Origin of the sequence: Ensifer sp. ENS11, from assembly GCF_014851895.1 — a bacterium.
Taxonomy (GTDB): domain Bacteria; phylum Pseudomonadota; class Alphaproteobacteria; order Rhizobiales; family Rhizobiaceae; genus Ensifer; species Ensifer canadensis.
Map to the genome: position 1 here is coordinate 24,037 of NZ_JACVAN010000010.1, position 22,034 is coordinate 46,070.

Here is a 22,034-nt window from a genome sequence, read left to right on the forward strand (position 1 = left end):
TTCACACCCATGCGACGGTCTCACTTTTCCCAAACCGTGCAGGGTCGAATGCCGCAAGCGACATATCCGGCGTCTCCCCGCAGACCATCTGCGAAATTGCCTTTCCGGTGATCGGCCCGAGGCAAATGCCGTCGCCCTCGAAGCCGGTCGCGACATAGGCATTTATGAGATGCGGTAATCGCCCGACCAGTGGCAGCCCGTCGATCACCGCCGTGCGGACTCCGGCAAAGCTGCGCAGAAGCCTCACATCGGCAAGGCCCGGCACAAGGGCGACGGCATCTCGCAAGATCCGCGATACCGCGTCGATGTCATTGTTGCGGCGGTCCCCATGATCTTCGCGTGTTCCTCCAATCAGGAACTGCCCCGTTTGCAGGGGGTCGATGACAAGCCCCAGTCCCTTCGGGAGTTTGGCTTGTGGGGCATTTTGGCTGCCCTTGCTGAGCAGATATCGCCCTGACATGATCGCCCCGGGCATGGCCGCGTTCAGTGCGCGCGCCCTTTCGGTGATGAGAAGCTGACCCTTGCGTGGGATAAGGGCGTGTTCAATACCGAGCAATCGGGCCGATCCGGTGCCAGCTGCAACGACCACTGCGTCGGCTCTGACGTCGCCTTTCGCCGTGGCGACACCCTCGACACGGCTGCCGTCACTCGCAAGAAGCAGGCTCTCAACAGCGTGGCCGCGGTGAACAACGACACCGGCAGCTGTAAGGAAGCGGTGCACGATTTGATAGCCGATCGCGTGACCCTCATCATGCACCTCGACGATCATCAACGCGTCCGGCGACAGTACGGGAAATCGATTGCGGGCAGCCTGCGGGGCAAGTGTCGCCGTCCGCACGCCAGCACCTGCAAGTGCCTTCGAGTGGGCTTCAAGGACATCGCACTCCGCCTTGGAGGTTGCGACGATGAAGGTCGATCGGCTTTTGAAGCAATCTGCAAACAGACCGTCTCGCGCCAGCTGGCGATAGAGCGCGATGCCGCAAAGCGCCGCCTCCATCATCGGACCGGGGCGTTTGCTCGCCACGGAAACCGCACCGTCGGCTGCTCCCGTGGCCTGCGATGCCGGAACATCCGCATCGAAAAGGTCGACCCTCACTCCGCGGCGCGCAAGAAAATAGGCCGCCGCCGCACCGACGATTCCGGAACCGGCTATGACGACGGAAGATGGCTGTGCAAATGGCATCGTTGTTGAACCGGCACTGTTTCTAACTCGCCCTATGTTGCGGGCTGCCGGCGGCTGGCGTCGATACAAGAAGACGCCGTTGCTTGTTCACGAAATTTGTATCGGCTACTAACGAAGGGCCCCTTAATCCTCAGGGCGGGGGAATACAGTTATGGCCAAAATCAGCCTCACGCTCATCCAGACGTTCTACCAGGTCGCCAGATACGGGTCATATTCCGGTGCGGCGCGGGAGCTTAACTTGAGCTATCAGTCGGCCTCGAACCATGTTCGACGGTTGGAGCAATTGCTCAACGGAAAGCTCATAGATTCCGAGCAGGGTGCTAAGCGGATCACGCTGACCCCGAGGGGGCGCGCACTGTATAACCTCCTGCATCCCGAGCTGGACATCATGCTGGAGCGGCTGAGCAAGCTGATCGAGAGCCAACGGTCATCGCTGCGTGTTGGAATGCCGCAAGCAATTTTCTTCTACCTTTTTCCAAAGGTGCTTTCGAAATTTCGCGAGAGTTTTCCAGACATGGAGTTCGCAGTCTATGAACGCGATACGGTCTTGGCGGAGCTTGTCAAGAACGGAAGCCTGGATGTGTGTATTTCGGAGCGGTACTTCGGTGACCCGGTCGTGCCGCAGCGGCTGTTGGGTAGCTATCACCTCAGCCTTGTCTATCCTTGTCAATGGGGAGCGCCACCGGAGCAGAAGGACATCCCGTTATGGGCGAAGGATCGGCCGTTCATCACCTATGAGCCGGGTCAGACATTGCGCAATCTTGCGGTCGACTTCCTCGGTCGCGATGGAGCCGTCGTCCAGCCCGTGATTTCTACCTCGGGAAGTTCCAGCGTGAAACGCTGCGTCGAGGAGGGTATGGGCTTTTCAATCATCCCGTCCTGGTGCGTCCTGCCGGAAGACAAAACCATCGTCAGCACGAAGCTGGCAAACCTGCCAGAGGTCCGCGTGTACTTCGGTAGTGCAGGCTTTCTGCAAAAGCATCCGGCGGTACAGCAGCTTTTTGAGGAATGTCAGTCAGAGCTGGTCGGCCCCGTCCTGGATCCTCCGCGCAGCGGCGAACTCACTCCTGCAGCGCCGTAAACCGGCAACCTACAAAAAATGGGATAAGCGTGGTCGATTCTCTAGCATTGTTCCCGGCTGACTGCGCGGTAACCTGCTCGCGGTCGCAAGGACCAAAGAAGGCGCATGACTGATAAAATCAAACAGGGGAATATGGAGAACCGAGAATGAATGTTATTGCGAAAATCTGTAGTTGCGCCGCCGTCGCCCTGTCATTGCTGGGAACGACGGCGTCTGCTGGTACGATCGAGGATATAAGGGCGCGTGGTGCTCTTCGTATCCCCGCGATCCTCAATGAAGTTCCCTATTTCAACAAGGATCCGCGCACAGGAGAGTGGCAAGGATTTGTCATTGATATGGCCACCGACATCGCCAGAACGCTTAATGTGAAGCTTGAAGTGGTCGAGTCGAGTTGGTCGAATGCAATCCTCGATGTGCAAAGCGGCAAGGTCGATGTGGCTTTTGCGGTCACCGCAACCCCTGTGAGGGCGATGTCCGTGTCGTTCTCCGATCCGACCTACTACAACAGCTTTGTGGTCGTGTCGTCCAAGGATGAAGTCAATAACAAGACCTGGAGCGAACTGAACGATCCGAAATACACCTTCGCCGTCGACCTCGGTTCGGCTCAGGACTTGATTACGCAACAGTATCTGCCGAAGGCAAACATCCTTCGCTTCAAGACGCGTGACGAGGCGATCGTCGCAGTGACGACGGGCAAAGCCGACGGTCTCGTCAATACGATGCTGAATGGCCTTGTGATTTCAAAGAAGGCCCCGGCAGTTGGAAGCGTCAAGGTGCCAACCCCGGTTCTGGCCACGCCCTCGGTCATCGCGCTTAACTACGGTTCCGACGAGACCTTCAAGTCCTTTGTGTCTGCCTGGGCAGAGTACAACCGCCGCATCGGCAACAATCAGACATGGATCGTCAAGAGCCTTGAGCCTTTTGGCATCACCCTTGAAGATATGCCGGTCGGTTTCGGCTTCGGCGGCTGACGACGGTGACCCTGCTCAGTTTGCAACCACCCGTACTGAGCAGGGTCTTGAGTTGGAAGGGCGCCGTCGCGAACATCAGCAGGTCGTCGAGGAAGCTTTTGAGTGCGGGTCGGATGGCGGTCTGGACCGCGAACAGTCGAATTGGATCGCCTGCCTTCGTCGGCCGGATCTGAACGGATCCGTCCCGTGGTGGTCGTCTCCGACCATGCCGATCTTCTCTGCCACGCGTATTGACGGTAAATTGCCCGGGTCAATATCAGCGACAATACGGGTGAGGGCCGAGCGTATGAAATGCATGCTCCACGATTGGCCGAATTGCTTCAGCCGCAAATCCCTTTCCCCACGTCGAGCGACATAAGCGCCAGCCGATCTCTATTTCGGGACCAACATCGTCGTACGGTATGAGAAGAATCCAACCCGCGAACTGGTCAGGCTGCGCTTTCGGGAAGATTGACCAGTATCCGAGCCCTTCGCCGAACGAAGTTTCGATTCTGTCCTTCAGGAAGGCTTCATGCCTTGACGGCCCACGGGCCAGGAATGAATTTCGTTACCTCCGGGTCACGATCCATGGCAAGACACGCGTCAAAATCTGCCATTGTGCGACCTCGAACTAGAAGTCTTTCAGTTTCAAAAGTTGGCAACAACAAACTTCCTCCTTGTTTGAAAGCTCCAATCCGTGGCAATCAGACCGTCTTCCGGCTGACAAACAAGCCGCTTTCCTTTCGACTTCAAGGATGCCCTTGCCTACCTAAATGCCTCGGTGATCGCGCCATGTGCATTGCAGCGGCATCGAAAGAACCATCCTCAAAGGGTAAAGCGGTTTCATCGGCCTCCCGGCCTGTGACGCTTTTAAAACGGTAGTAGGTAGGCCGGGAGCTGCATGATCTCGCCGGGTGTGAACAGCGGGCGGGCTGAATGCCGTTTGCGCATTGCATTCTCCCGCGAATTTCCACGATGCTACTGGCGAGCCAGCTTATACGCCTTGCTGAGAAGTTCTCGGCATTCAGGGTAGCATCTATCCGGATTGACTGCGCCAACCCAGTGCATGCGTCCATAGACGGGGTGCGGCAGGAGTTGGTCGCGGGCTGCGTAGTCGAAATCGGCAGCTTCCAAAGCCGACCGGGACGGATGATCGGGGAACAGCGCCGCAAAACCATCCCGGCCAAGCGCGATATTGAGCCGGAATGATCCATCGCCATCGAGCCGAGCGAAACTGTCGAACTCGGTATCACGCGTAACAATGGTGGCGAACGGCATGCGCATCGCCGCGCCACGGAAAAAGAAGATGTCGGGCGTGCTCGTATCAACATGAATATCCGCCCCACTTGAAATGATGTCGGATTTGATCGTCTCCAGTGATGGCATGAGAACCTCCGGTTTAGCCAAATTTGGTCAAACGCGATATAGCGCTTTTGACCAAGCTTGGCTATAGGTGGCCAGAGAGATTGGGGCATCATGAACGTCACACGCCTGCTCGTCCTAGGGACGATTCGACATCTGGGCACCGCCCATGGATATGCGGTGCGCCGCCAGTTGGATGACTGGCGCGTCGAAACGTGGACAACGGTGAGATCAGGTTCAGTTTACCACGCGCTTGGGCAACTACAGAAGGAAGCAAAGCTGGCAACCTCCGGCAGCGAGGCCGGAGCGCGTGGCGCGGAACGCACTGTCTTTTCCCTAACACCGAGTGGTGAGACCGAGTTCTCTTCGCTACTGGAAGAAGCACTGGGAAGTTTCGATCTTACACAACTGAGCGCCGGCATTGCTTTCCTTGACCAACTGCCGTCAGAACACGCCCAAAATCTTCTTACAGCCTTACACGACAGGCTAAGCGCCAATAAGGATTTTCTCCTACGGCTTGCAGAGAAGGTGCCGAACGAACACGCCGTGCCCCGCACCGCTGATCTCCTGGATCTTTGGATCGGCTATCTTGATGCCACCGCACAGTCCGTGGCACGACTTAAATTGGGAATTACAAAGAAATAGCACATTTGAATGGCTGTGACTTTGGGAGCGCCTGTCGGCTATATGTCCTTTTGAGCCGCTCGAAAGGTTAACGCAATGTCTCGAATACCTAGACGCCAAGAGTTCGCTGCCGCCCCAACCGCCGCGAGACCTCGGAATGCCCTCCTTTAAGGTCAACCCAAGGCAGCCAGAAGTCATCCCGATCGCTGCGCGTGACGCTTCCATGCAAGCCCTGAGTTACGTCCGTGGAAAATACCTTTCTGGATAGCGGGTGTTTTTCGCACCCGCTATCCAGCGATCGACGGCGGTGACGAAAGCCGGCGCGGGCGTCGGCCGACCCTTGCGCTGTTGCTATTGTCCCCAGCCGGCAACGCCCTTGATTTCGAGGAAGTCCTCAAGGCCATATTCGGCATATTCGCGCCCATTGCCCGATTGCTTGTAGCCGCCGAAGGGAAGGCCGGTGTCCCAGTCGGGGTAGTTCATAAAGACGTTGCCTGACCGCATCCGCCTGGCGAACCGCCTTCCCTCCTCGACATTCTGGGTTTGCACATAGCTGGCGAGGCCATAGGGCGTATCGTTGGCCATAGTCACGGCCTCATCGGTGGTTGCGTAGGGCAGGATCGAGAGGACCGGCCCGAAAATCTCCTCGCGAGCGATGCGCATGTCGGGCGTGACGTTGGCGAAAATGGTCGGCTTAACGAAATAGCCATGTTCGCGTCCGTCGGGTCGGCCGACGCCGCCGGCAACTAGCATGGCGCCCTGATCAATCCCGACCTGGATCAGAGCCTGGATCTTGTTGAATTGCACCTCGCTGACGACGGGTCCAAGGACCACGCCCTGCTCGTCGGCGGGGCCAACGACATAGTCGGCAGCGGCTCGGCGGGCTATCGCGATGGCTTCGTCATGCAGATCGCGTGGCACGAACATGCGGGTCGGTGCATTGCACGATTGCCCCGAATTGCCGAAGCACCCTTCGACGCCCTTGGTGACAGCCGTTTCCAGATCGCAGTCGGGGAGCAAGATATTAGCCGATTTGCCGCCCAATTCCTGGGCTACGCGCTTGACGGTGTCGGCGGCGGCCTTGGCCACGGCGATGCCGGCGCGGGTGGAACCGGTGAAGGACACCATGTCGATGTCGGGGTGGCTCGAGAGCGCCGCGCCGACCGTTGGGCCATCGCCATTGATGAGATTGAAGACGCCTTTGGGTGTGGCGGCTTCGTCCATGATTTCGGCAAAAATCAAGGCGCTGAGCGGGGCGAGCTCGCTGGACTTCAGGATCATGGTGCAGCCCGCCGCAATCGCCGGCCCGACCTTGCACATGATCTGGTTGAGCGGCCAGTTCCACGGGGTGATCAGCGCTGCCACCCCGATCGGCTCCTTCAGTACCATCGAGGTGCCCTTCTGGTGCTCGAATGAATAGTGCCTCAGTACGTCGATGAGTTTTTCGAGGTGCCCGTCGCCCGAGCCGACCTGGCTGTCCCGCGCAAAGGGACGTGGCGCACCCATTTCCGAAGAAATCGCCAGGGCCAGATCGTCGGCGCGCCTGCGGTAAACAGTGAGCATGCGTTCGAGCAATGCCAGCCGTTCGGCGCGGTCGGAAAATCCGAAATCGGCAAATGCCCGGCGGGCCGCTATGACGGCGCGGTCAACATCGGCGGTCGAGCCCATGGCAATGGTGGTGAAGGGGCGGCCGGTCGAGGGATTGATGACGTCGCGCGTCGACAGCGCGACAGGATCAACCCATTTTCCGTCGATATAGAACTGATGATTGTTCAAGGTCTTTTGCCTTTTTAGCTAACGCGCTTCCCGACGAAAACGCGATAAACAAGGGAATTATGCAGTCAGCCGAAAGCGCCCGACGCCGCATGGGGGCAGCATGGGCCCGCCAAGAAGCGCCGTCCGCCCGGCAACGAGGGCTGAGACGTCGACCGGCTCCGGGCCGTGATTGAAGATGTAGCGATCGGGTCCATTGTCGCGCACCCGAATGTCGCGGTGCAGCTTTTGGGCGAGTATTCCAGCCTGCTCCAGGAGATTGGCCACAACCCGGTCCGCATAGGCCTGGTTCGGCTGTCCGGACAAGTAATGGACGCCATCGCGTGAACAGAGGGCGATCTGCCCATCAACGGTTTGATCGATCACGGAGACCTCTCCGGACGTGGAAACGATCTCGCGCCAAACCTCCAGCGCGTGGTCAGCATTGCCCGCGATGCCGATCTTTGCCTGCGGGGGCAGGGTTTCGACGCGCGTAACCCGAATGGGCAGGCGCGACTGTGCCGCGGTGCCGGGTGGCAGGGTTTCGGGAATTGAAAAGCTCGTTGTGCGCGAGCCGGTTCGTGGGCCGAGCAGGGGCACCTGACCATTTTGGCCGAAAGCGGCCATGAGCTTGTCGTCGATGGTGAACAGCCCCGGCACCAATAGCAGGCGATAGCCTTCGACTGCTTCAGGTTTTGCCGGCACGATATCGACGGTGATCCCGTGACGCCGCAGGGCGCGGTAGAAGGTCAGCACGAGCTTTCGATAGTTGAACTCGCGCCCCTGTGGCTGGATCTGCCAGGCCCAGTCGCTTTCGTAGTCAAAGACAATGGCCACATCGGCGCGCTGCGCGCCGACGCCCGATTGTGTCCCGATTTCCTCGGCGACTTGCGTGGCGACGTCGATGGCTTCATTGGGCGTGCCATCGGGCAGGCACAGGGCCTCGTGCATCTGCTCCTGCGCGAAGGGGGCCTGCCGCCAGCGGAAATAGCTGACGACTTCTGCACCCGCTGCGAACGCTTCCCAGGTCCATAGGCGCACTGCTCCCGGAGCGGGGGCCGGATTGTGCGGGGCCCAGTTTACCGGCCCGGGTTGCTGTTCCATGACCCACCAGCGACCGCGCCCGCAACCGCGATAAAGATCGTGAAAGAAGGCCTGGAAGTCGGGATCGCCGACGCGCAGGTAACGCATCTTGTGCTCGTCGCTGCAATCGTCGAGATCGAGGAACCCGAGGGGGTAGCTGTCCCACGACGCGACGTCGAGATCCTGCGACAGGCGCCAATGGTCGAACAGCGTCGGCTTGCCCATGAAGTTGTGAAGGACATCGCGCCCCGGCGAGTGGGCGCGGATGATTTCGACCTGGAGCGCGTTGAACGCCACGACTTGATCCGAGGAGTAGCGATGGAAATCCAGCCGATGGATCGGCGCGGCTTCCGCAACGGTCAGGTTGGGCAACTCGATCGCATCGAATACGCTATACTCCATCGACCAGAATACCGTGCCCCACGCGGCATTAAGCGCGTCGATGGTGCCGTATTTCTGCGCCAACCATTTCCGGAACCCCGCTTTGGCGGCGGGCGAATAGCTCAGGCCGGTATTGTGGTTGGCATATTCGTTGTCGATCTGCCAGGCGACCACGGCCGCATGGCTCCCGAAGCGCTCGGCGAGCGCCGTGACGATCCGGCGGCACTCCTCGCGAAATCCCAGATGGCTGAAGCAATAGTGCCGGCGCGAGCCAAAGCCGCGCACCCGGCCTTCGGCATCGACCGGCAGCATGTCCGGTATCTGATCCACCAGCCATTTCGGCGGCGTCGTCGTCGGTGTGCCGATAATGACCTGAAGCCCCTCGGTGGCCAGCGTGTCGATGGCCCGCTTGAGCCAGTCGAATTCGTAGCGCCCTGCTTCGGGCTCCAGCCGCGACCAGGCGAACTCGCCGATGCGCACCAGCTTGATCCCGGCCTCGCGCATCATGCGGGCGTCGACCGCCCAGCGCGCTTCGGGCCAATGCTCGGGATAGTAGCAAACACCAAGTTTCATGACAGACGCTCCGGATGGCGCAAGGCGACGCCGTCCGCGTCGAAGAGGTGGCATTGGTTGAGGGACATGTAGATGGTGGTGGTTTCCCCGGCCCGCCCCGGATCGTGGCCGCCGCCCTTGACGACGACGCTCTCTCCCCCCGCGAGGGTAACGTGGAACATGGTTTCCGATCCGAGCCGTTCGACGAGGCGAATGGTGCCGAGGAGTTTGATATCGCCGGTCTGCAGGCTGATATTTTCGGGACGCAACCCGAGCGTCAGCTTGCCCTTGTCGGCCCCGGTGAACTGTCCGGCATCGATCCTCGCCTCGTGGCCTCCGGGGAGCGTCAGGACGATTGCGCCATCCTGGCACGCCGCCTCGACCTCGATCAGGTTCATGCTGGGCGAGCCAATAAAGCCGGCGACAAAGGTATTGGCCGGCTTATGGTAGAGATCGAGCGGGCTGCCGATCTGCTCGATCTCGCCGGCCCGCAACACGACGATCTTGTCGGCCATGGTCAGGGCTTCGACCTGATCATGGGTGACATAGATCATGGTGGCGCCAAGGCTCTGGTGCAGATTGGCGATCTCCACGCGCATCTGCACCCGCAGCGAAGCGTCCAGGTTCGACAGCGGTTCGTCGAACAGGAACACATCGGGTTCACGCACAATGGCCCGCCCGATGGCGACACGTTGCCGTTGACCGCCCGACAATTGCGCCGGCTTGCGCTGCAGGAGTGGCTCCAGTTGCAGCAACCTGGCGGCTTTCGCCGTCTGTTCGGCGATTGCCGCCCTCTTGTGGCCGGTCATCTTGAGGCCGAAGCCGATATTTTCGGCCACCGTCATATGCGGGTAGAGCGCGTAGGACTGAAACACCATGGAGACGCGCCGCTCCGACGGCTCGAGCGCCGTCACGTCGCGTTCGCCGATCGACACGGCGCCGCCGGAGGTGCTTTCCAGCCCGGCAATCATGCGCAACAGGGTCGATTTTCCGCAGCCGGAGGGCCCGACAAACACACAGAACTCGCCATCTGCGATCTTGAGGTCGACGCCCTTGATGATCTCCACCGACCCGAACGACTTGCGTAGCGCCTTTAGATTTACTTCTGCCAATTCATTATCCCTTGGTAGCGCCGAGCGTCAGGCCCGCGACAAAGTGCTTTTGCATCAGGATGAACATCACTGCCGGCGGGATCGCCGCGACGATCGAGCCCGCGGCCACGAGTTGCCAGGCGGCCACCCATTGTCCCTTGAGGGCATAGAGCCCGGCCGTTACCGGCATGACGTGGTTGCTCTGCACCAGCACCGTTGCCCAGAAATAGTCATTCCAGACGAAGGTGAAGACCAGGACCGACAGCGCGGCGATTGCGGGCCTCACCAGCGGCACGATGATGAAGATGAAAATCCGCCATTCGCTGACCCCTTCCACCCGCGCGCTCTCGATCAGCGCGGTGGGCAGCGCCTTGATGAAATTGCGCATGAACAGAGTGCAAAAGCCGGTCTGGAAGGCGATGTGGAACAGGATCAGGCCGCCGATGCTGTCATAGAGGCCGGTTTGCAGCGTCCATTGCCGGACCGGCACCATTAGGATCTGGAACGGAACGAAATTGCCCGCCACGAATGTGATGAACAGCACGATGTTGAGCCGGAATTTGTAGACCGCCAGGGCAAAGCCCGCCATCGACGACAGCACCAGCGCCCCGATCACCGTCGGCACGGTGATCATCAGCGAGTTGAGCATGTAGCGAGCCATCGGGCTGCCGGTGAACACCGCCACGTAGTTTTCGAAGGCGAAGTCGGACGGCGCGCCGAAGTAGTTTCCGGCCGCGAGATCGCTCGCCGGGCGCACCGAGGTCATGGCGACGCCAATCAGCGGCAGCAACCAGATGCACAGTACGATGGGGATGGAGAGGGTATAGACAAGCCGCGCGCGGGGCGACATGTCCGCAATGGATTTTGGAAACATCAGCCGGCGCGCTCCTGCATCAGCATCCGATAGATGATGATTGAGATGAAGATCATCATGATGGCGAAGAGGATGACCGAGATGGCCGCGCCGTAACCCATGCGGTAGCCATATTCAGACAGTGCCTGCTCATACATGAAGAACGAGAGAACCCGGGTCGATCCGTAGGGGCCGCCGCTGGTCATGATCGACACCAGGTCGAAGGATCGCAGCGAGCCGATAATGGTCACCACCAGCGCCATGAACGTGGCCGGACGAAGCTGCGGCAGGATGATGTGCCAGAGCATCTTGAGGCCCTTGGCATTGTCGATGCGCGCCGCCTCGACCTGTTCGGGATTGATGTTGTTGAGGCCGCTGAGAAACAGGATCATGCAATAGGCCGTTTGCGGCCAAAGCCCGGCGGCAATGATGCCGAGCGTGGCAAAGCGCTCGTCGGCCAGGATGGCGATCTCGACGCCGGTCAGCGCCTTGATCGCCCCGGCGACCGGGCCGAAGCCGGGCGCGTAGAACCACGAAAAAATCAGGCCGACGACAACCTGGGAAATGATGAAGGGCAAAAAGAACAGCGACTTGTAGAGGCGAATTCCGGTGACGGTCTGATTGAGAAATATCGCCAGCGCCAAGCCTACAGGAACCGCCAGCAGATAGAGCGTCAGCCAGAGCAGGTTGTTCTTGAGCGAGACATAGAACACCTCGTCGGAAAATAATTCGGTGTAATTGTCGAGGCCGATCCAGATGGGGGCCGTAAACCCGTCCCATTCATAAAACCCGATCACGATCGACTGTCCGATAGGGACAACGACATAGACCGCGAACATGATGAGGGCCGGCAGAAGGAATAGCCAGGGCGTCAACGCGCGTCGCGCCCGCACCCAGGAATTCGGCACGACCTGATGCCTTGCTTGCATTGATATGGACCTTGTTGAGAAAAATGGGGTCCCCGCGAAGGGCCCCGCAGTCGCGCTATTTGTAGACTTTGAGCCGGACGCGCTCGAGGCGCTCCAGGATCCGGTCCACGTCATCGGGCTTGACCATGAATTCCTGGAAAGCCTCCATGCCGGCCTTGGCCATTTCGGCGGGCGCATCCCGATCGTAGAACTGGGCCAGGCCATCGGCGGTCGACAGCATCTGGAAGCCCGCCTGCAGGAATGGATCGTCAGCGGCCTTGGCCACATTGCTGACCGGCAATTGCTGCAGGATTTCGTTCATCGCCGTCTGGGCCTCGGGGGAGGCGACATAGGCGAGGAAACGCAGCGCGTCAGGCTTGTTCTTGGCGCCGGCGGGGATGTGGTAGGAATCGGTCGGCGCGTCTTCGGCGCGCGGGATGCCCGCAACGATTTCGGGGAACTGGAAGAAGCCCAGAGTATCGTTTGTCAGGCCCGCTTCCTTGAGCGGAGCGACGAGGAAGTTGCCCATCAGGTACATGGCGGCATTGCCCTGCACCATCTGGGGATAGGCGTCTTGCCAATCCAGCGCGGCGTGGTTGTCGAGGAACGCACCCATCTTGGCGAGCTCGCCCCACTTTTGGAACACGGCGCGAACCCGCGGATCGGTATAGGGCACCTTGCCCGCCGTGAGGTCCATGTGGAACTGGTAGCCATTAATGCGCAGGTCGAGATAATCGAGCCACCCTGCCGCCGGCCACAGCGCCTTGGTACCGATGGCAAAAGGTGTAACTCCGGCGGTCTTGAGGGTCTGGCTGGCGGCGATCAGCTCAGCCCAGGTTGTCGGAACAGCAATGCCGTGCTTTACGAAGATGTCTTTGCGATAGTAGATGCCCCACTGGTAGTAGGTGAAGGGCACGCCCCATTTCTTGCCATCGATCGTCATCGCCGAAGCGGCAGACTTGAGCGTGGTATTGAGGCCTTCTTTATTCCAGAGCGCGGTAACGTCCTCGAACAGGCCCGCTTCCACGAACGGGGCCATGCGATTGCCGGCCATCCAGGCGACCACGTCGGGCGGATTGGCTGTCAGGAAATTGCGAATGGCGGACTTGTAGCCTTCGCTGTCGAAATTGTTGAGGATGACGTTGACGTCGGGGTTTTTAGCCTTAAACCCCGCGATGAGCGTTTCGATGGCCTGCTTGGGCGCTACGCCCGATTTGTCGGCGTTGATGACGAGGTCCCCGGCCATCAACGTCGAAGCGGACATGAGCAGCACTGCTGCAAGACCTGCCAGTTTTTTGAATGTGTCCATGCATTCCTCCCTCAAGTGCGGCCTTACCCCATGTGGGAAGAGCGGCCGCGACGGCAGATTGCCGACGCATTGACGGTAGGGGGAAAAGTCGTGATCATCTTCCCGAAAATCGGAATTCATTTCCAGGAATGTAAGATCACGATGCTCTCCAAAACCGTATACCGCGAAGATTGCTTTTACGCCGAGGGCAGCGGCGGCACGCCCATGACGCCGGTGATCAACAATCACGGCTTTTGCGCCGCGCCGACGCTGGCGGTTCGCCCCATGCTGGGGCCACACATGCACAGCCAGGTGGAGCTCAACCTGCTGCTGAAGGGCTCGATGGAGGTCTGGTTCGACAACCAGCGTTTTGTCATCAACGCCGGTGAGCTGGTCCTTTTCTGGGGAATGCTCCCCCATCAGGTCACGGGTTGCACCGAGGGATCCCAATTTGTGGTGGTTCACGCGCCGATGGCTCTATTTCTCAATTTTTCGCGCTCCTGCGCGCTGCGGGAGGCGCTGTTCGCGGGCAAACTGATCCGCGTCGACAAGCTGCTGGCCTACGAGCAGGAACAGCTTTTGCAGTGGCGCGCCGATATCCTGACGCTCGATCGCGCCCGCGAGAAGATTTTGGAAGAGGAAGTGTCGGCCCGAGTCCGTCGCGTCGTCAGTGATGGATGGACGCTCTTGACCACTCCGGCGATGCGCAATGACCCGCAAAAACTGGCGGGCCACGAGCGGCTTCAGGCCGTCGAGCGGATGACCCGCTTCATCTACGAGAATGGCCACACCGAAATCACCGCCGTGCAGGTTGCAAAGTCGGTCGGCTATCATCCCAATTACGCAATGGCGGTGTTCAAGCGCAGCGTCGGTATCAGCATCAAGAAAGCCATTCTCAGGCACCGGCTCGACACGGCGCAGGCCCTGCTGCTATCGACCGATCGCGCCATTTCGGACGTGGCGTTCAACTCCGGCTTCGGTTCACTCTCCAGCTTTTATGCCGCCTTCACCAAGCGTTTCAACGCAAGCCCGGTGGCATTCCGTTTACAGGTTCGCACGGCGGTTCCTGCCTGTGACCAAATGGTCGTCCCTGCCTAACGCCGAATTTGAGGAAGGCCTCGGCGGCGCTCGGGCGGTTCTTGATGGCAGATCGGCAGACAGCGTCTGCCGCGGGAGACTTCGTCGGCGAAACGACGGCGGGGTACAGCGCGGCTATCTGGCGGCCTGAATCAGGCGGGAACTTGCAGTTCGATACAGTGCCGAGCCTTTCGGTCGAATGGGGCGGGCTTTACACCTCGGTGAATGGCCGGGCGCATGGTTTGCCGAGCCCAACCTGCTGCTCGTGCCGAATAGCGGCCTGCGGGCGGCAGGAGTGCTCGATCCCGCGCTACCCGCGAGATCCTACGGCAAACTTGCGAGAGCTTCACACTAAGCCCGGTACGACGAAGACGAGCCAGGCGACGATTGGGCCGATGATGGCGATGAGGGCGCTATAAACCAGCAGAGTTCTCAGGACGCCCTCCCGATCGGACTCCTGCGCATTGGCGACGACCAGTGCGCCGTTGGTCGAGAATGGGCTGGTATCGACGATGGTCGTAGATATGGCGATGGCGGCCACCACGCCAATGGCGCTGATATGGCCCTGCAGTAGGAAGGGCACAGCCAGCGGAATGATGGCTCCGAGCAGGGCTGTGGACGAAGCGAAGGCCGAGACGATCGCGCCGGTGAAGCATAGGAGCAGGGCCACCAGAAGTGGCATTCCGAGACTGGAAATCCCGTCCGCGACATAGTGGATCGTGCCGATCTTCTCCATGACGCTGACATAGGTGATGATGCCGGCGATGAGGAGCACCGTCGACCAACTGACCTTGTCGATCGCTGCCTTCTGCGTCTTGGGCGACAGGAGGGCCAGCGCGACCGCGACGGTGACGGCAACCAAGCCGACATTGAACTTGAACACCAGGGCGCCGATGGCCAGCGCGGTCAAGCCGATCACCGTCATCATCCGTTCAAGCGTAAGGCTGGAAAGCAGCGACGCGTTCTTCTGCGGCTCCTCGAAGACACGATGGCTGATCGGAGCGGCCGCGGTGCCTCCATGGCCGACGATGGCCTGCGCCACGCCTTCCGGATGAAGGTCGGGCAGGGGGCCGGTTGCTGCCTTCTGGATACGCAACACTTTTGCGCCGCCGAACACGATGAAGACGAGCATCGCGATGGCCAGGTTGAAGAGGAAGCTAGACAGGAACAGCGATGTCGGCGCGAAGGGCAGCCCGGCCTTGTCGACGATCTGGTTGGTGATGCCGCCGTAGACGCTGATAGGTGAAAAGCCGCCGGCCTGCGCGCCGTGGATGACCATGAGCCCCATCATCACCGGACTGAGGCGGTACTGAAAGGCAAAGCCGAGTGCTACCGGAGCCAGGATCGCCACTGCGGCCGGCCCGAGCGCGCCGAAGCCGGTGATGATGGCCGCGACGAGGAACATCACCCAGGGAATCCAGGCGACATGCCCGCGGACCAGCTTCACCGCCCCCTGGACGAGCCAGTCGATCGTGCCATTGATCTGTGCGATCGCGAAGAGATAGGTGATACCGACCAGCGTCAGGAAAAGGTCGCTCGGAAAGCCGGCGAAAATGTCGGCGGCTTTCATGCTCATGACGAGTGAGCCGATCAAGAAGGCGCATGCGAAAGCCAGCGCGCCCATATTGATCGGCTGCAGGGTCGCGATAATGAACATGCCGGCCAGCAGTGCGATCGACAAGATCTGGATGTTCATAATTTCCTCCCTCGGGAAACACCGCAAGGTGCCCGTTCCCACGTTCGACTCTTTTGCTTGAACACCCGCGCCGGTCTCACTCCCAAGCCGACACAGGTCCGTCGTGCCTGCTAGGCGCTGGTGTAGAGACCGCCGTACTGGTCGCGCAGCAGGTTCTTCTGCACCTTGCCCATGGTGTTGCGTGGCAAATCCTCGACGAAGATCACGCGCTTCGGCTGCTTGTACTTCGCCAGCCGGTCCTGAAGGGCCCGCAGGACGTCCCCTTCCGTCAGTGTCGCGCCCGGCCGGGAGACGACGAGCGCCGTGACGCCCTCGCCGAAATCGGGATGCGGCACGCCGATGACGGCGCTTTCGACGACGCCCTCGAGCAGGTCGATCTCGCTCTCGACCTCTTTCGGATAGATGTTGTAGCCGCCGGAAATCACCAGGTCCTTGCTGCGGCCAACGATATGGACATAGCCCTCGTCATCGATCTTGCCGAGGTCGCCACTGATGAAGTATCCGTCCGCGGTAAATTCTGCGGCGGTCTTTTCCGGCATGCGCCAATAGCCCTTGAACACGTTCGGGCCCTTGATTTCGATCATGCCGGTTTGCCCTGTGCCGAGTGTATGGCCGTTTGCCGGGTCGGTGACGCGCACCGAGACGCCCGGCAAGGGCAAGCCGACCGTGCCGGCGCGCCGCTCGCCGTCATAGGGGTTCGACGTGTTCATGTTCGTTTCGGTCATGCCATAGCGTTCGAGAATGGCCTGGCCGGTGCGCTGGCGGAACGCGGCATGCGTTTCGGCCAGCAGCGGCGCCGAACCCGAGATGAACAGGCGGATGCCGGCGACCGCATCCCGCTTCAGCCCGTCCTGTTGCAGCAGGCGGACGTAGAAGGTCGGTACGCCCATCATTAGGGTCGATTTCGGCATCAGCGAAAGGATCTCGTCCGGATCGAACTTCGCCAGAAGGAACATCGATGCGCCGGAAATCAGCGTGACGTTGGTGGCGACGAAAAGCCCGTGCGTGTGGAAGATCGGCAGCGCATGGATCAACCGGTCTGCTGCTGTCACCTGCCAGGTCTGCTGCAGGGCCCTGGCATTCGACAAAAGATTGTCGTGCGTCAGCATCGCGCCTTTCGACCGGCCGGTCGTGCCCGACGTATAGAGGATGGCGGCCAAGTCGTCGGGCGCGCGCGTCGCGTCGATGAAGTCGACGCCCTCATCGTTTGCCAGTTCCATCAGCGAACCCGAGCCGTTGACATCCAGGGTCTCGACGATCGCGCCGTACCGCTGCGCGACCATCGAGACATCTGACTTCGATTTCGGCGAGACTACGACGAGCCGCGGTTCTGCATCGCCGATGAAATATTCGAGCTCGGCCAGCGTATAGGCGGTGTTCAGCGGCAGGTAGACCGCGCCACACCGAACACAGGCGAGATAGAGCATCAGGGCCAGCGGGCTCTTGTCGAGTTGAACGGCGACGCGATCGCCGGGGCGAACGCCCAGCGTATCGATGGCATTGGCGATCTGGCCGGAAAGGCTCAGCGCATCCCCATAGGTCCAACGCCGGCCGTCGGTCGTTTCGATGAAGACCGCTTCGCCCGTCTTGGCCGATGCACGAATAGCGTCAAAGAGATGGTTGCTCATCGGTTCCTCCCGGTTGCTTCCAGTTCAGGTTCTCTGCTTTTCACCAAGACGCCATCCGGTGGGCGCGGATTGCTCCGTCTTCAGTCCGGCAATAAGGCTCTTCACCTTGCTCGATGCGGCGACTTCGCCGTGCTGTGCCAGCGCCTCGTGATTGGCCTCGATATCGTCGAGCTGGTAGAGATAGTTGACCATCAGGCCGTGCGATTGGCGCATCGCCTTGGGTGATTGATCGGCCAGAAAGTTCAATTGCTCCAGGCGCGCGCCGTTCCCCAGGTGGAAGCGGGCGACGGGGTCGACCGGACGCCCGCTGCCGTTGCGCTCCTTCAGGAAATAGCGCGCGGCGAGCGGCAGCAGCACCGCTTCTGCGGTTCGGGCAAGCTGCGGATCGTCGGCCCAGCCCGGCTCATCCAGATGGCCAAGGGTGGTGAGCGTCTGCGCGGTTAGCTCCGGGTCGCCGTCTTTGCGGAGTTTTGCCAGCCATCCGGCAAAGCCCGGTACCGGCGATAACGTGACAAAGGTTTTGAGGCCGGGCAGGTCGCGCCGCAGATCCTCGACGACCTGCTTGATCAGGAAGTTGCCGAAAGAGATGCCGCGCAAGCCGTTCTGGCAGTTGGAGATGGAGTAGAAGATCGCCGTCGTCGCGTCCTTAGCCCGGATTTGCAGGCGGTCCTCCTGCAGTACGTCGGCAATGGTGGAGGGGATTGACTTGGCGAGCGCCACTTCGACGAAGATGAGCGGTTCGTCCGCAAGGCGCGGATGGAAGAAGGCGAAACACCGACGGTCCTCCGGCGCGAGGCGCCGGCGCAGTTCCTCCCAGCCGGCGATCTCGTGCACCGCTTCGTATTGGATGATTTTTTCCAGGATGTCGGCCGGCGTCGACCAGTCGATCGGCCGGAGCGTGAGGAAACCCCTATTGAACCAGGAGGAAAAGAGATGCGCAAAATCCGCATCGACCGAGCGGAATTCTTCGGCTTCGCCCTTCATCTCCAACAGACGCTCGCGCATCGCGACGAGCTTCGCCGTGCCCTTCGGGGCGAGGTTCAGTCGGCGGATCAGCTCTTGGCGCCGCGGTTCGGCAGCCTGGTGGAGCGCCATGGCGGTGTCGGCATTTCTGTTTGCCCGGTATCGTTCGACGGCCCTTTCCAATTCGGTGGCATTCGCATCGAAGCGCTCATGCAGCAGGCGCATGAAGGCCGTCTGCTCGGCCGGCTCCATCGCGGCCCAGCGCTGCAGGATTTCCACCGCCAGGGCCATGCCCGAAGCCTCGCCGCGGCTCGACAGCAGCATATCACACAAGGCGTCGACGGGGGTTTCGACCGCCACCGGCGCCGCGCCATTGCGCGTTGCCACGGTCAACAGGCGCCGGCCGCGGTCGGAGATGCTTTGCATCATGTCGCTGAAGAAGGATGTGCCTGCCATTGTCGGCCCTCTTGGCAAAATCGTCGAAGTAAAACGCGTTCCGGTGCTTGAAGCGCGGTTGTTTGCGTACGGATAACCCAGTGTGGTATCGTGGTTTACCATTCTTGTGCGCAAAGAGCAACATCTTGTATACAAGAATATAAAAATTGCATTAGAGGATGGCAGCTCATGTCGGAAAACGTCGTTCAGAGGCTTCGCGACGAAATTGAAAATGCGATCATTTCCAACAGTTTCGCCCCGGGAACACGGCTTGACGAAGTGCAATTGGCGACCCGCTTCGGCGTGTCGCGAACGCCCGTGCGTGAGGCCCTGATGCAGCTGAACGCCATCGGGCTGGTTGAGATACGCCCGCGGCGCGGCGCGGTGGTGATCGATCCGGGGCCGCACCGCATATTCGAGATGTTCGAGGTGATGGCGGAGCTGGAGGGGATGGCTGGGTCGCTCGCAGCACGGCGGCATACCCAGGAGGATCGCGTCGCCATACTTGCCGCCCACGGCGATTGCGAGCGCTCGGCCTCAGCCGGCGACACCGACGCCTACTACTATGACAATGAGCGGTTTCACAAAACGATCTACGCCGCGAGCCATAGCGGCTTCCTGTCCGAGCAGTGCATTGCCCTGCATCGCCGCCTGCAGCCCTACAGGCGGCTGCAATTGCGCGTGCGCAACCGCATGGCAACATCCTTTGCCGAGCACAATGCGGTCGTCGATGCGATCCTCGCCGGCGACGCGGAGCAGGCCCGCCAGTTGCTTCGCCAGCATGTCAGCATCCAGGGCGAGCGGTTCAGCGACTTGGTGGCGACACTCGCGGAGCGTTAATTCGATCTTCGGTCGAGGTCTCCCCGGTGCATCGGCTGAACATCTCTTCGCAAGCTTGCGTGGACGGCCCCAGACTTGCAGGATATTTTTAGTCGGGACATTTGTGAAGCTTACTTGTTAGCTTATCACATGTTGGTCGGTCAGGTGCCCGCGCAGGAAGTCGATGAAGACACGTGCTTTAGCGGGCAGCTGTGCGCGGCTTGGATAAAGCAGCCAGGCCGCGGTATCAAAGTCACTGGTGGCGACGTCGTGATACGGGAATAGATCCACCAAACGGCCACCGGCAAGTTCGTCGCGGATCTTCCAGTCTGCCACGAGAGCGGGTCCGGCCCCGGCCACGGCCGCCGAATGTAACGCGAGCGCATTGCTGAAAACGATCGCGCCCGACACGGCAATGCGTTCTATTTCGCCTGCTGGAGTGCGAAACAACCATTGATCGCGATAGCCTGGTAGATCAAAGACCAGGCAAGGATGCTTGCTGAGTTCCACAGGCACCTCGGGCGGCTTTGTATTCTTTAGATAAATCGGGCTGGCCACAACACGATAGCGCGTAGGAAATAACCTAGTCCCGACGTAGCCAACTTCCTGCCGGGGGCCGAGACGAATGGCGATGTCGATGCGCTCCGCAACAAGATCGAGTTCGCTGTCGCTGGACACGATGTCCAATGTAATCGCCGGAAAGGCGCGCTGGAATGTGCCAAGCAGCGGCGCCAACAGTAAGACACTAAAGGCCAGGGGGCAGGCAACCCTGAGCCGCCCGGTGGGTCGGCGCGTAAGGTCGATGGCGGCGGTACGCGCGGACTCGATCTCGCCCAGCAGCGGCTCGATGCGCTCGAGATATAGCTTGCCACCTTCAGTGAGCTCAAGACTGCGCGTCGTGCGCTGGAACAGCCGAACACCGATCTCGGCTTCGAGAGCCGCAATGGCGCGCGATATCGACGAAGGCTCCACGTTACGTATGCGCGCTACAGCCGAGAAGCTTCGCCGTCTCGCAGCCTCAACGAAAAGCGATAGAGTGCTCGTGTCCATTATTGTGAATTTCGCAAAAGAGTTGTGCAAGCGATCATTTGATATGCGCCAAGCGCATTAGTATACCCCCTTGCGACACAGACAAGGGAGAAATTACATGGATGTGGTCGCAGTGCTTGGTCTTGGGGCGATGGGCGGAAGGATGGCAGCGAGGCTGTTGAAGGCGGGCTATCGGCTCCAGGTATGGAACCGCACGCCGGGTGCCGCCGCAGACCTCGTTGCGTCTGGCGCGACTTTGGCAGCCAGCCCGAGGGCGGCGGCGGCAGGAGCGGCCTTCGTCATCGCGATGCTGCGTGACGACGAAGCTTCGCGCAGGGTATGGCTCGACCCTATAGATGGCGCCCTTGCCGGTCTCGAACCGCAAGCCGTTGCAATCGAAAGTTCGACGCTCTCTCTCGACTGGATCCACCAACTTGGGCATGCGGCGCAGGAACGGGGCGTAAGGCTTGTGGAAGCACCGGTTGCAGGAACTCGCCCTCAGGTCGAAGCTGGCCAGTTGATCTATCTCGTTGGTGGTACGACAGCCGACTGGGCCCGGGCAGAGCCCGTGCTCAAATGCCTGGGATCGGCGATCCACCTTGTCGGACCGATTGGCAGCGGCGCGCTTGCGAAGCTCTGCGTCAATACGCTGTTAGGCGTGCAAGTTACGGCTTTGGCAGAACTTGTGGGCATGTTGAAGCGATCTGGAGTTGACGTCGAACAGACGATGAAAGTCGTGGCTGCCACCCCGGTCTGGAGTCCGGTGGCCGCAAGATCGATCGATTCCATGCTGGCGGGCAACTTCGCAACCCAGTTTCCCGTTGAACTTGCCGAAAAGGATTTCGGCTATGTACTGGCTGCTGCAGGCTCGCCGGCGGCGGCACCGACGATAGCCGCCGCCCACAACGTATTCCGAAATGCCCAGGCAAAAGGCCTGCAGCATTTGAACTTGACTGGTGTCGTTCAGCTCTTCTTGTAGGTTGCGCTCAACTGTCATGGCGCCGGCAATGTCGTGAATTCCATATGACTCGAAGTGCGCATCCATTTCCGGCGCCCAATCCGAAAAGTGAAGGCCTCGATTTAACAGGAAGCAGCCCCATGATGATTTTCACTGTCACTTTGAATGTTAAACAGGTCGCTGTTTCTTAGGATCCTGCATCAACTGGAGTGCTTTCAGGTCATCGAATGCTATCGCGGTAGCAGTGCTTAGCAAGAGCATATGAGTTCGACGCACGTGCAGGAGCTGTTGCTGCCCACGAGACTTTCCACGGGACAGGCC

Annotated in this window: 19 protein-coding genes; 6 read left to right on the top strand and 13 right to left on the bottom strand. The window is 60.3% G+C overall.

Annotated elements, in window-relative coordinates; all coding sequences use genetic code 11:
- Position 1: 1 nt before the first annotated feature.
- The gene (locus IB264_RS19490) at positions 2–1,183 is read right to left on the bottom strand and encodes an FAD-binding oxidoreductase (protein WP_192433937.1); all 1,182 of its coding nucleotides are present in this window, start codon (positions 1,181–1,183) and stop codon (positions 2–4) included.
- A gap of 151 nt (positions 1,184–1,334) precedes the next feature.
- Between IB264_RS19490 and IB264_RS19495 the strand changes: the two genes are divergently transcribed.
- Together IB264_RS19495 and IB264_RS19500 are read left to right on the top strand one after the other, a co-directional pair.
- Complete coding sequence (locus IB264_RS19495; RefSeq protein WP_025429815.1) at positions 1,335–2,264, top strand: LysR family transcriptional regulator; 930 nt, start codon at positions 1,335–1,337, stop codon at positions 2,262–2,264.
- 146 nt (positions 2,265–2,410) lie between these two features.
- A complete protein-coding gene (locus IB264_RS19500) occupies positions 2,411–3,235 on the top strand; it encodes a transporter substrate-binding domain-containing protein (RefSeq protein ID WP_192433939.1) in 825 nt (274 codons plus the stop codon).
- Positions 3,236–3,491: 256 nt separating this feature from the next.
- Here IB264_RS19500 and IB264_RS34690 read toward each other — a convergent pair whose 3' ends face one another.
- Both IB264_RS34690 and IB264_RS19510 read right to left on the bottom strand, forming a co-directional pair.
- Entirely contained in the window at positions 3,492–3,770 is a 279-nt protein-coding gene (locus IB264_RS34690) for a GNAT family N-acetyltransferase (RefSeq protein ID WP_309141661.1), read from the bottom strand.
- A 422-nt stretch (positions 3,771–4,192) separates the two neighbouring features.
- Positions 4,193–4,600, bottom strand: a complete 408-nt coding sequence (locus IB264_RS19510) for a DUF6194 family protein (RefSeq protein ID WP_025429817.1) — start codon at positions 4,598–4,600, stop codon at positions 4,193–4,195.
- A gap of 90 nt (positions 4,601–4,690) precedes the next feature.
- Here IB264_RS19510 and IB264_RS19515 point away from each other — a divergent pair, with 90 nt between their 5' ends.
- Positions 4,691–5,221: a PadR family transcriptional regulator gene (locus IB264_RS19515; RefSeq protein WP_025429818.1), complete on the top strand. Its 531-nt coding sequence runs from the start codon at positions 4,691–4,693 to the stop codon at positions 5,219–5,221.
- 330 nt (positions 5,222–5,551) lie between these two features.
- Here IB264_RS19515 and IB264_RS19520 read toward each other — a convergent pair whose 3' ends face one another.
- Genes IB264_RS19520 through IB264_RS19545 form a run of 6 tightly spaced genes read right to left on the bottom strand, consistent with a single transcriptional unit; the run spans position 5,552 to position 13,129 of the window.
- A complete protein-coding gene (locus tag IB264_RS19520) occupies positions 5,552–6,976 on the bottom strand; it encodes an aldehyde dehydrogenase family protein (RefSeq protein ID WP_192433941.1) in 1,425 nt (474 codons plus the stop codon).
- Positions 6,977–7,033: 57 nt separating this feature from the next.
- Positions 7,034–9,043, bottom strand: a complete 2,010-nt coding sequence (locus tag IB264_RS19525) for a beta-galactosidase (RefSeq protein WP_309141659.1) — start codon at positions 9,041–9,043, stop codon at positions 7,034–7,036.
- On the bottom strand, positions 8,986–10,080 hold the full coding sequence (locus IB264_RS19530) for an ABC transporter ATP-binding protein (RefSeq protein WP_192433943.1): 1,095 nt from the start codon (positions 10,078–10,080) through the stop codon (positions 8,986–8,988). The genes IB264_RS19525 and IB264_RS19530 overlap by 58 nt, the downstream gene beginning before the upstream one ends.
- A gap of 4 nt (positions 10,081–10,084) precedes the next feature.
- Complete coding sequence (locus tag IB264_RS19535) at positions 10,085–10,933, bottom strand: carbohydrate ABC transporter permease (RefSeq protein ID WP_192433945.1); 849 nt, start codon at positions 10,931–10,933, stop codon at positions 10,085–10,087.
- Positions 10,933–11,841: a carbohydrate ABC transporter permease gene (locus IB264_RS19540; protein WP_246811788.1), complete on the bottom strand. Its 909-nt coding sequence runs from the start codon at positions 11,839–11,841 to the stop codon at positions 10,933–10,935. The genes IB264_RS19535 and IB264_RS19540 overlap by 1 nt, the downstream gene beginning before the upstream one ends.
- 55 nt (positions 11,842–11,896) lie before the next feature.
- Positions 11,897–13,129: an ABC transporter substrate-binding protein gene (locus IB264_RS19545; RefSeq protein ID WP_192433947.1), complete on the bottom strand. Its 1,233-nt coding sequence runs from the start codon at positions 13,127–13,129 to the stop codon at positions 11,897–11,899.
- 90 nt (positions 13,130–13,219) lie between these two features.
- Here IB264_RS19545 and IB264_RS35400 point away from each other — a divergent pair, with 90 nt between their 5' ends.
- A complete protein-coding gene (locus tag IB264_RS35400) occupies positions 13,220–14,206 on the top strand; it encodes a helix-turn-helix domain-containing protein (protein ID WP_192433949.1) in 987 nt (328 codons plus the stop codon).
- A 325-nt stretch (positions 14,207–14,531) separates the two neighbouring features.
- Here IB264_RS35400 and IB264_RS19555 read toward each other — a convergent pair whose 3' ends face one another.
- The 3 genes from IB264_RS19555 to IB264_RS19565 form a co-directional block, all read right to left on the bottom strand.
- Positions 14,532–15,881 (bottom strand): SLC13 family permease, encoded by a 1,350-nt coding sequence (locus IB264_RS19555; protein ID WP_192433951.1) that lies wholly within the window; start codon positions 15,879–15,881, stop codon positions 14,532–14,534.
- Between the two features lie 110 nt (positions 15,882–15,991).
- Positions 15,992–17,509: a malonyl-CoA synthase gene (locus IB264_RS19560; protein WP_192433953.1), complete on the bottom strand. Its 1,518-nt coding sequence runs from the start codon at positions 17,507–17,509 to the stop codon at positions 15,992–15,994.
- Between the two features lie 24 nt (positions 17,510–17,533).
- Positions 17,534–18,928: a malonyl-CoA decarboxylase gene (locus IB264_RS19565; RefSeq protein WP_192433955.1), complete on the bottom strand. Its 1,395-nt coding sequence runs from the start codon at positions 18,926–18,928 to the stop codon at positions 17,534–17,536.
- Between the two features lie 168 nt (positions 18,929–19,096).
- On the opposite strand from IB264_RS19565, the gene IB264_RS19570 reads away from it, so the two are divergent.
- Complete coding sequence (locus IB264_RS19570; protein ID WP_057224546.1) at positions 19,097–19,747, top strand: GntR family transcriptional regulator; 651 nt, start codon at positions 19,097–19,099, stop codon at positions 19,745–19,747.
- Between the two features lie 117 nt (positions 19,748–19,864).
- Here IB264_RS19570 and IB264_RS19575 read toward each other — a convergent pair whose 3' ends face one another.
- Complete coding sequence (locus IB264_RS19575; protein ID WP_192433957.1) at positions 19,865–20,776, bottom strand: LysR family transcriptional regulator; 912 nt, start codon at positions 20,774–20,776, stop codon at positions 19,865–19,867.
- Between the two features lie 97 nt (positions 20,777–20,873).
- On the opposite strand from IB264_RS19575, the gene IB264_RS19580 reads away from it, so the two are divergent.
- Positions 20,874–21,734, top strand: coding sequence for an NAD(P)-dependent oxidoreductase (locus IB264_RS19580; protein ID WP_057224541.1), 861 nt, complete (start codon positions 20,874–20,876; stop codon positions 21,732–21,734).
- Positions 21,735–22,034 lie beyond the last annotated feature (300 nt).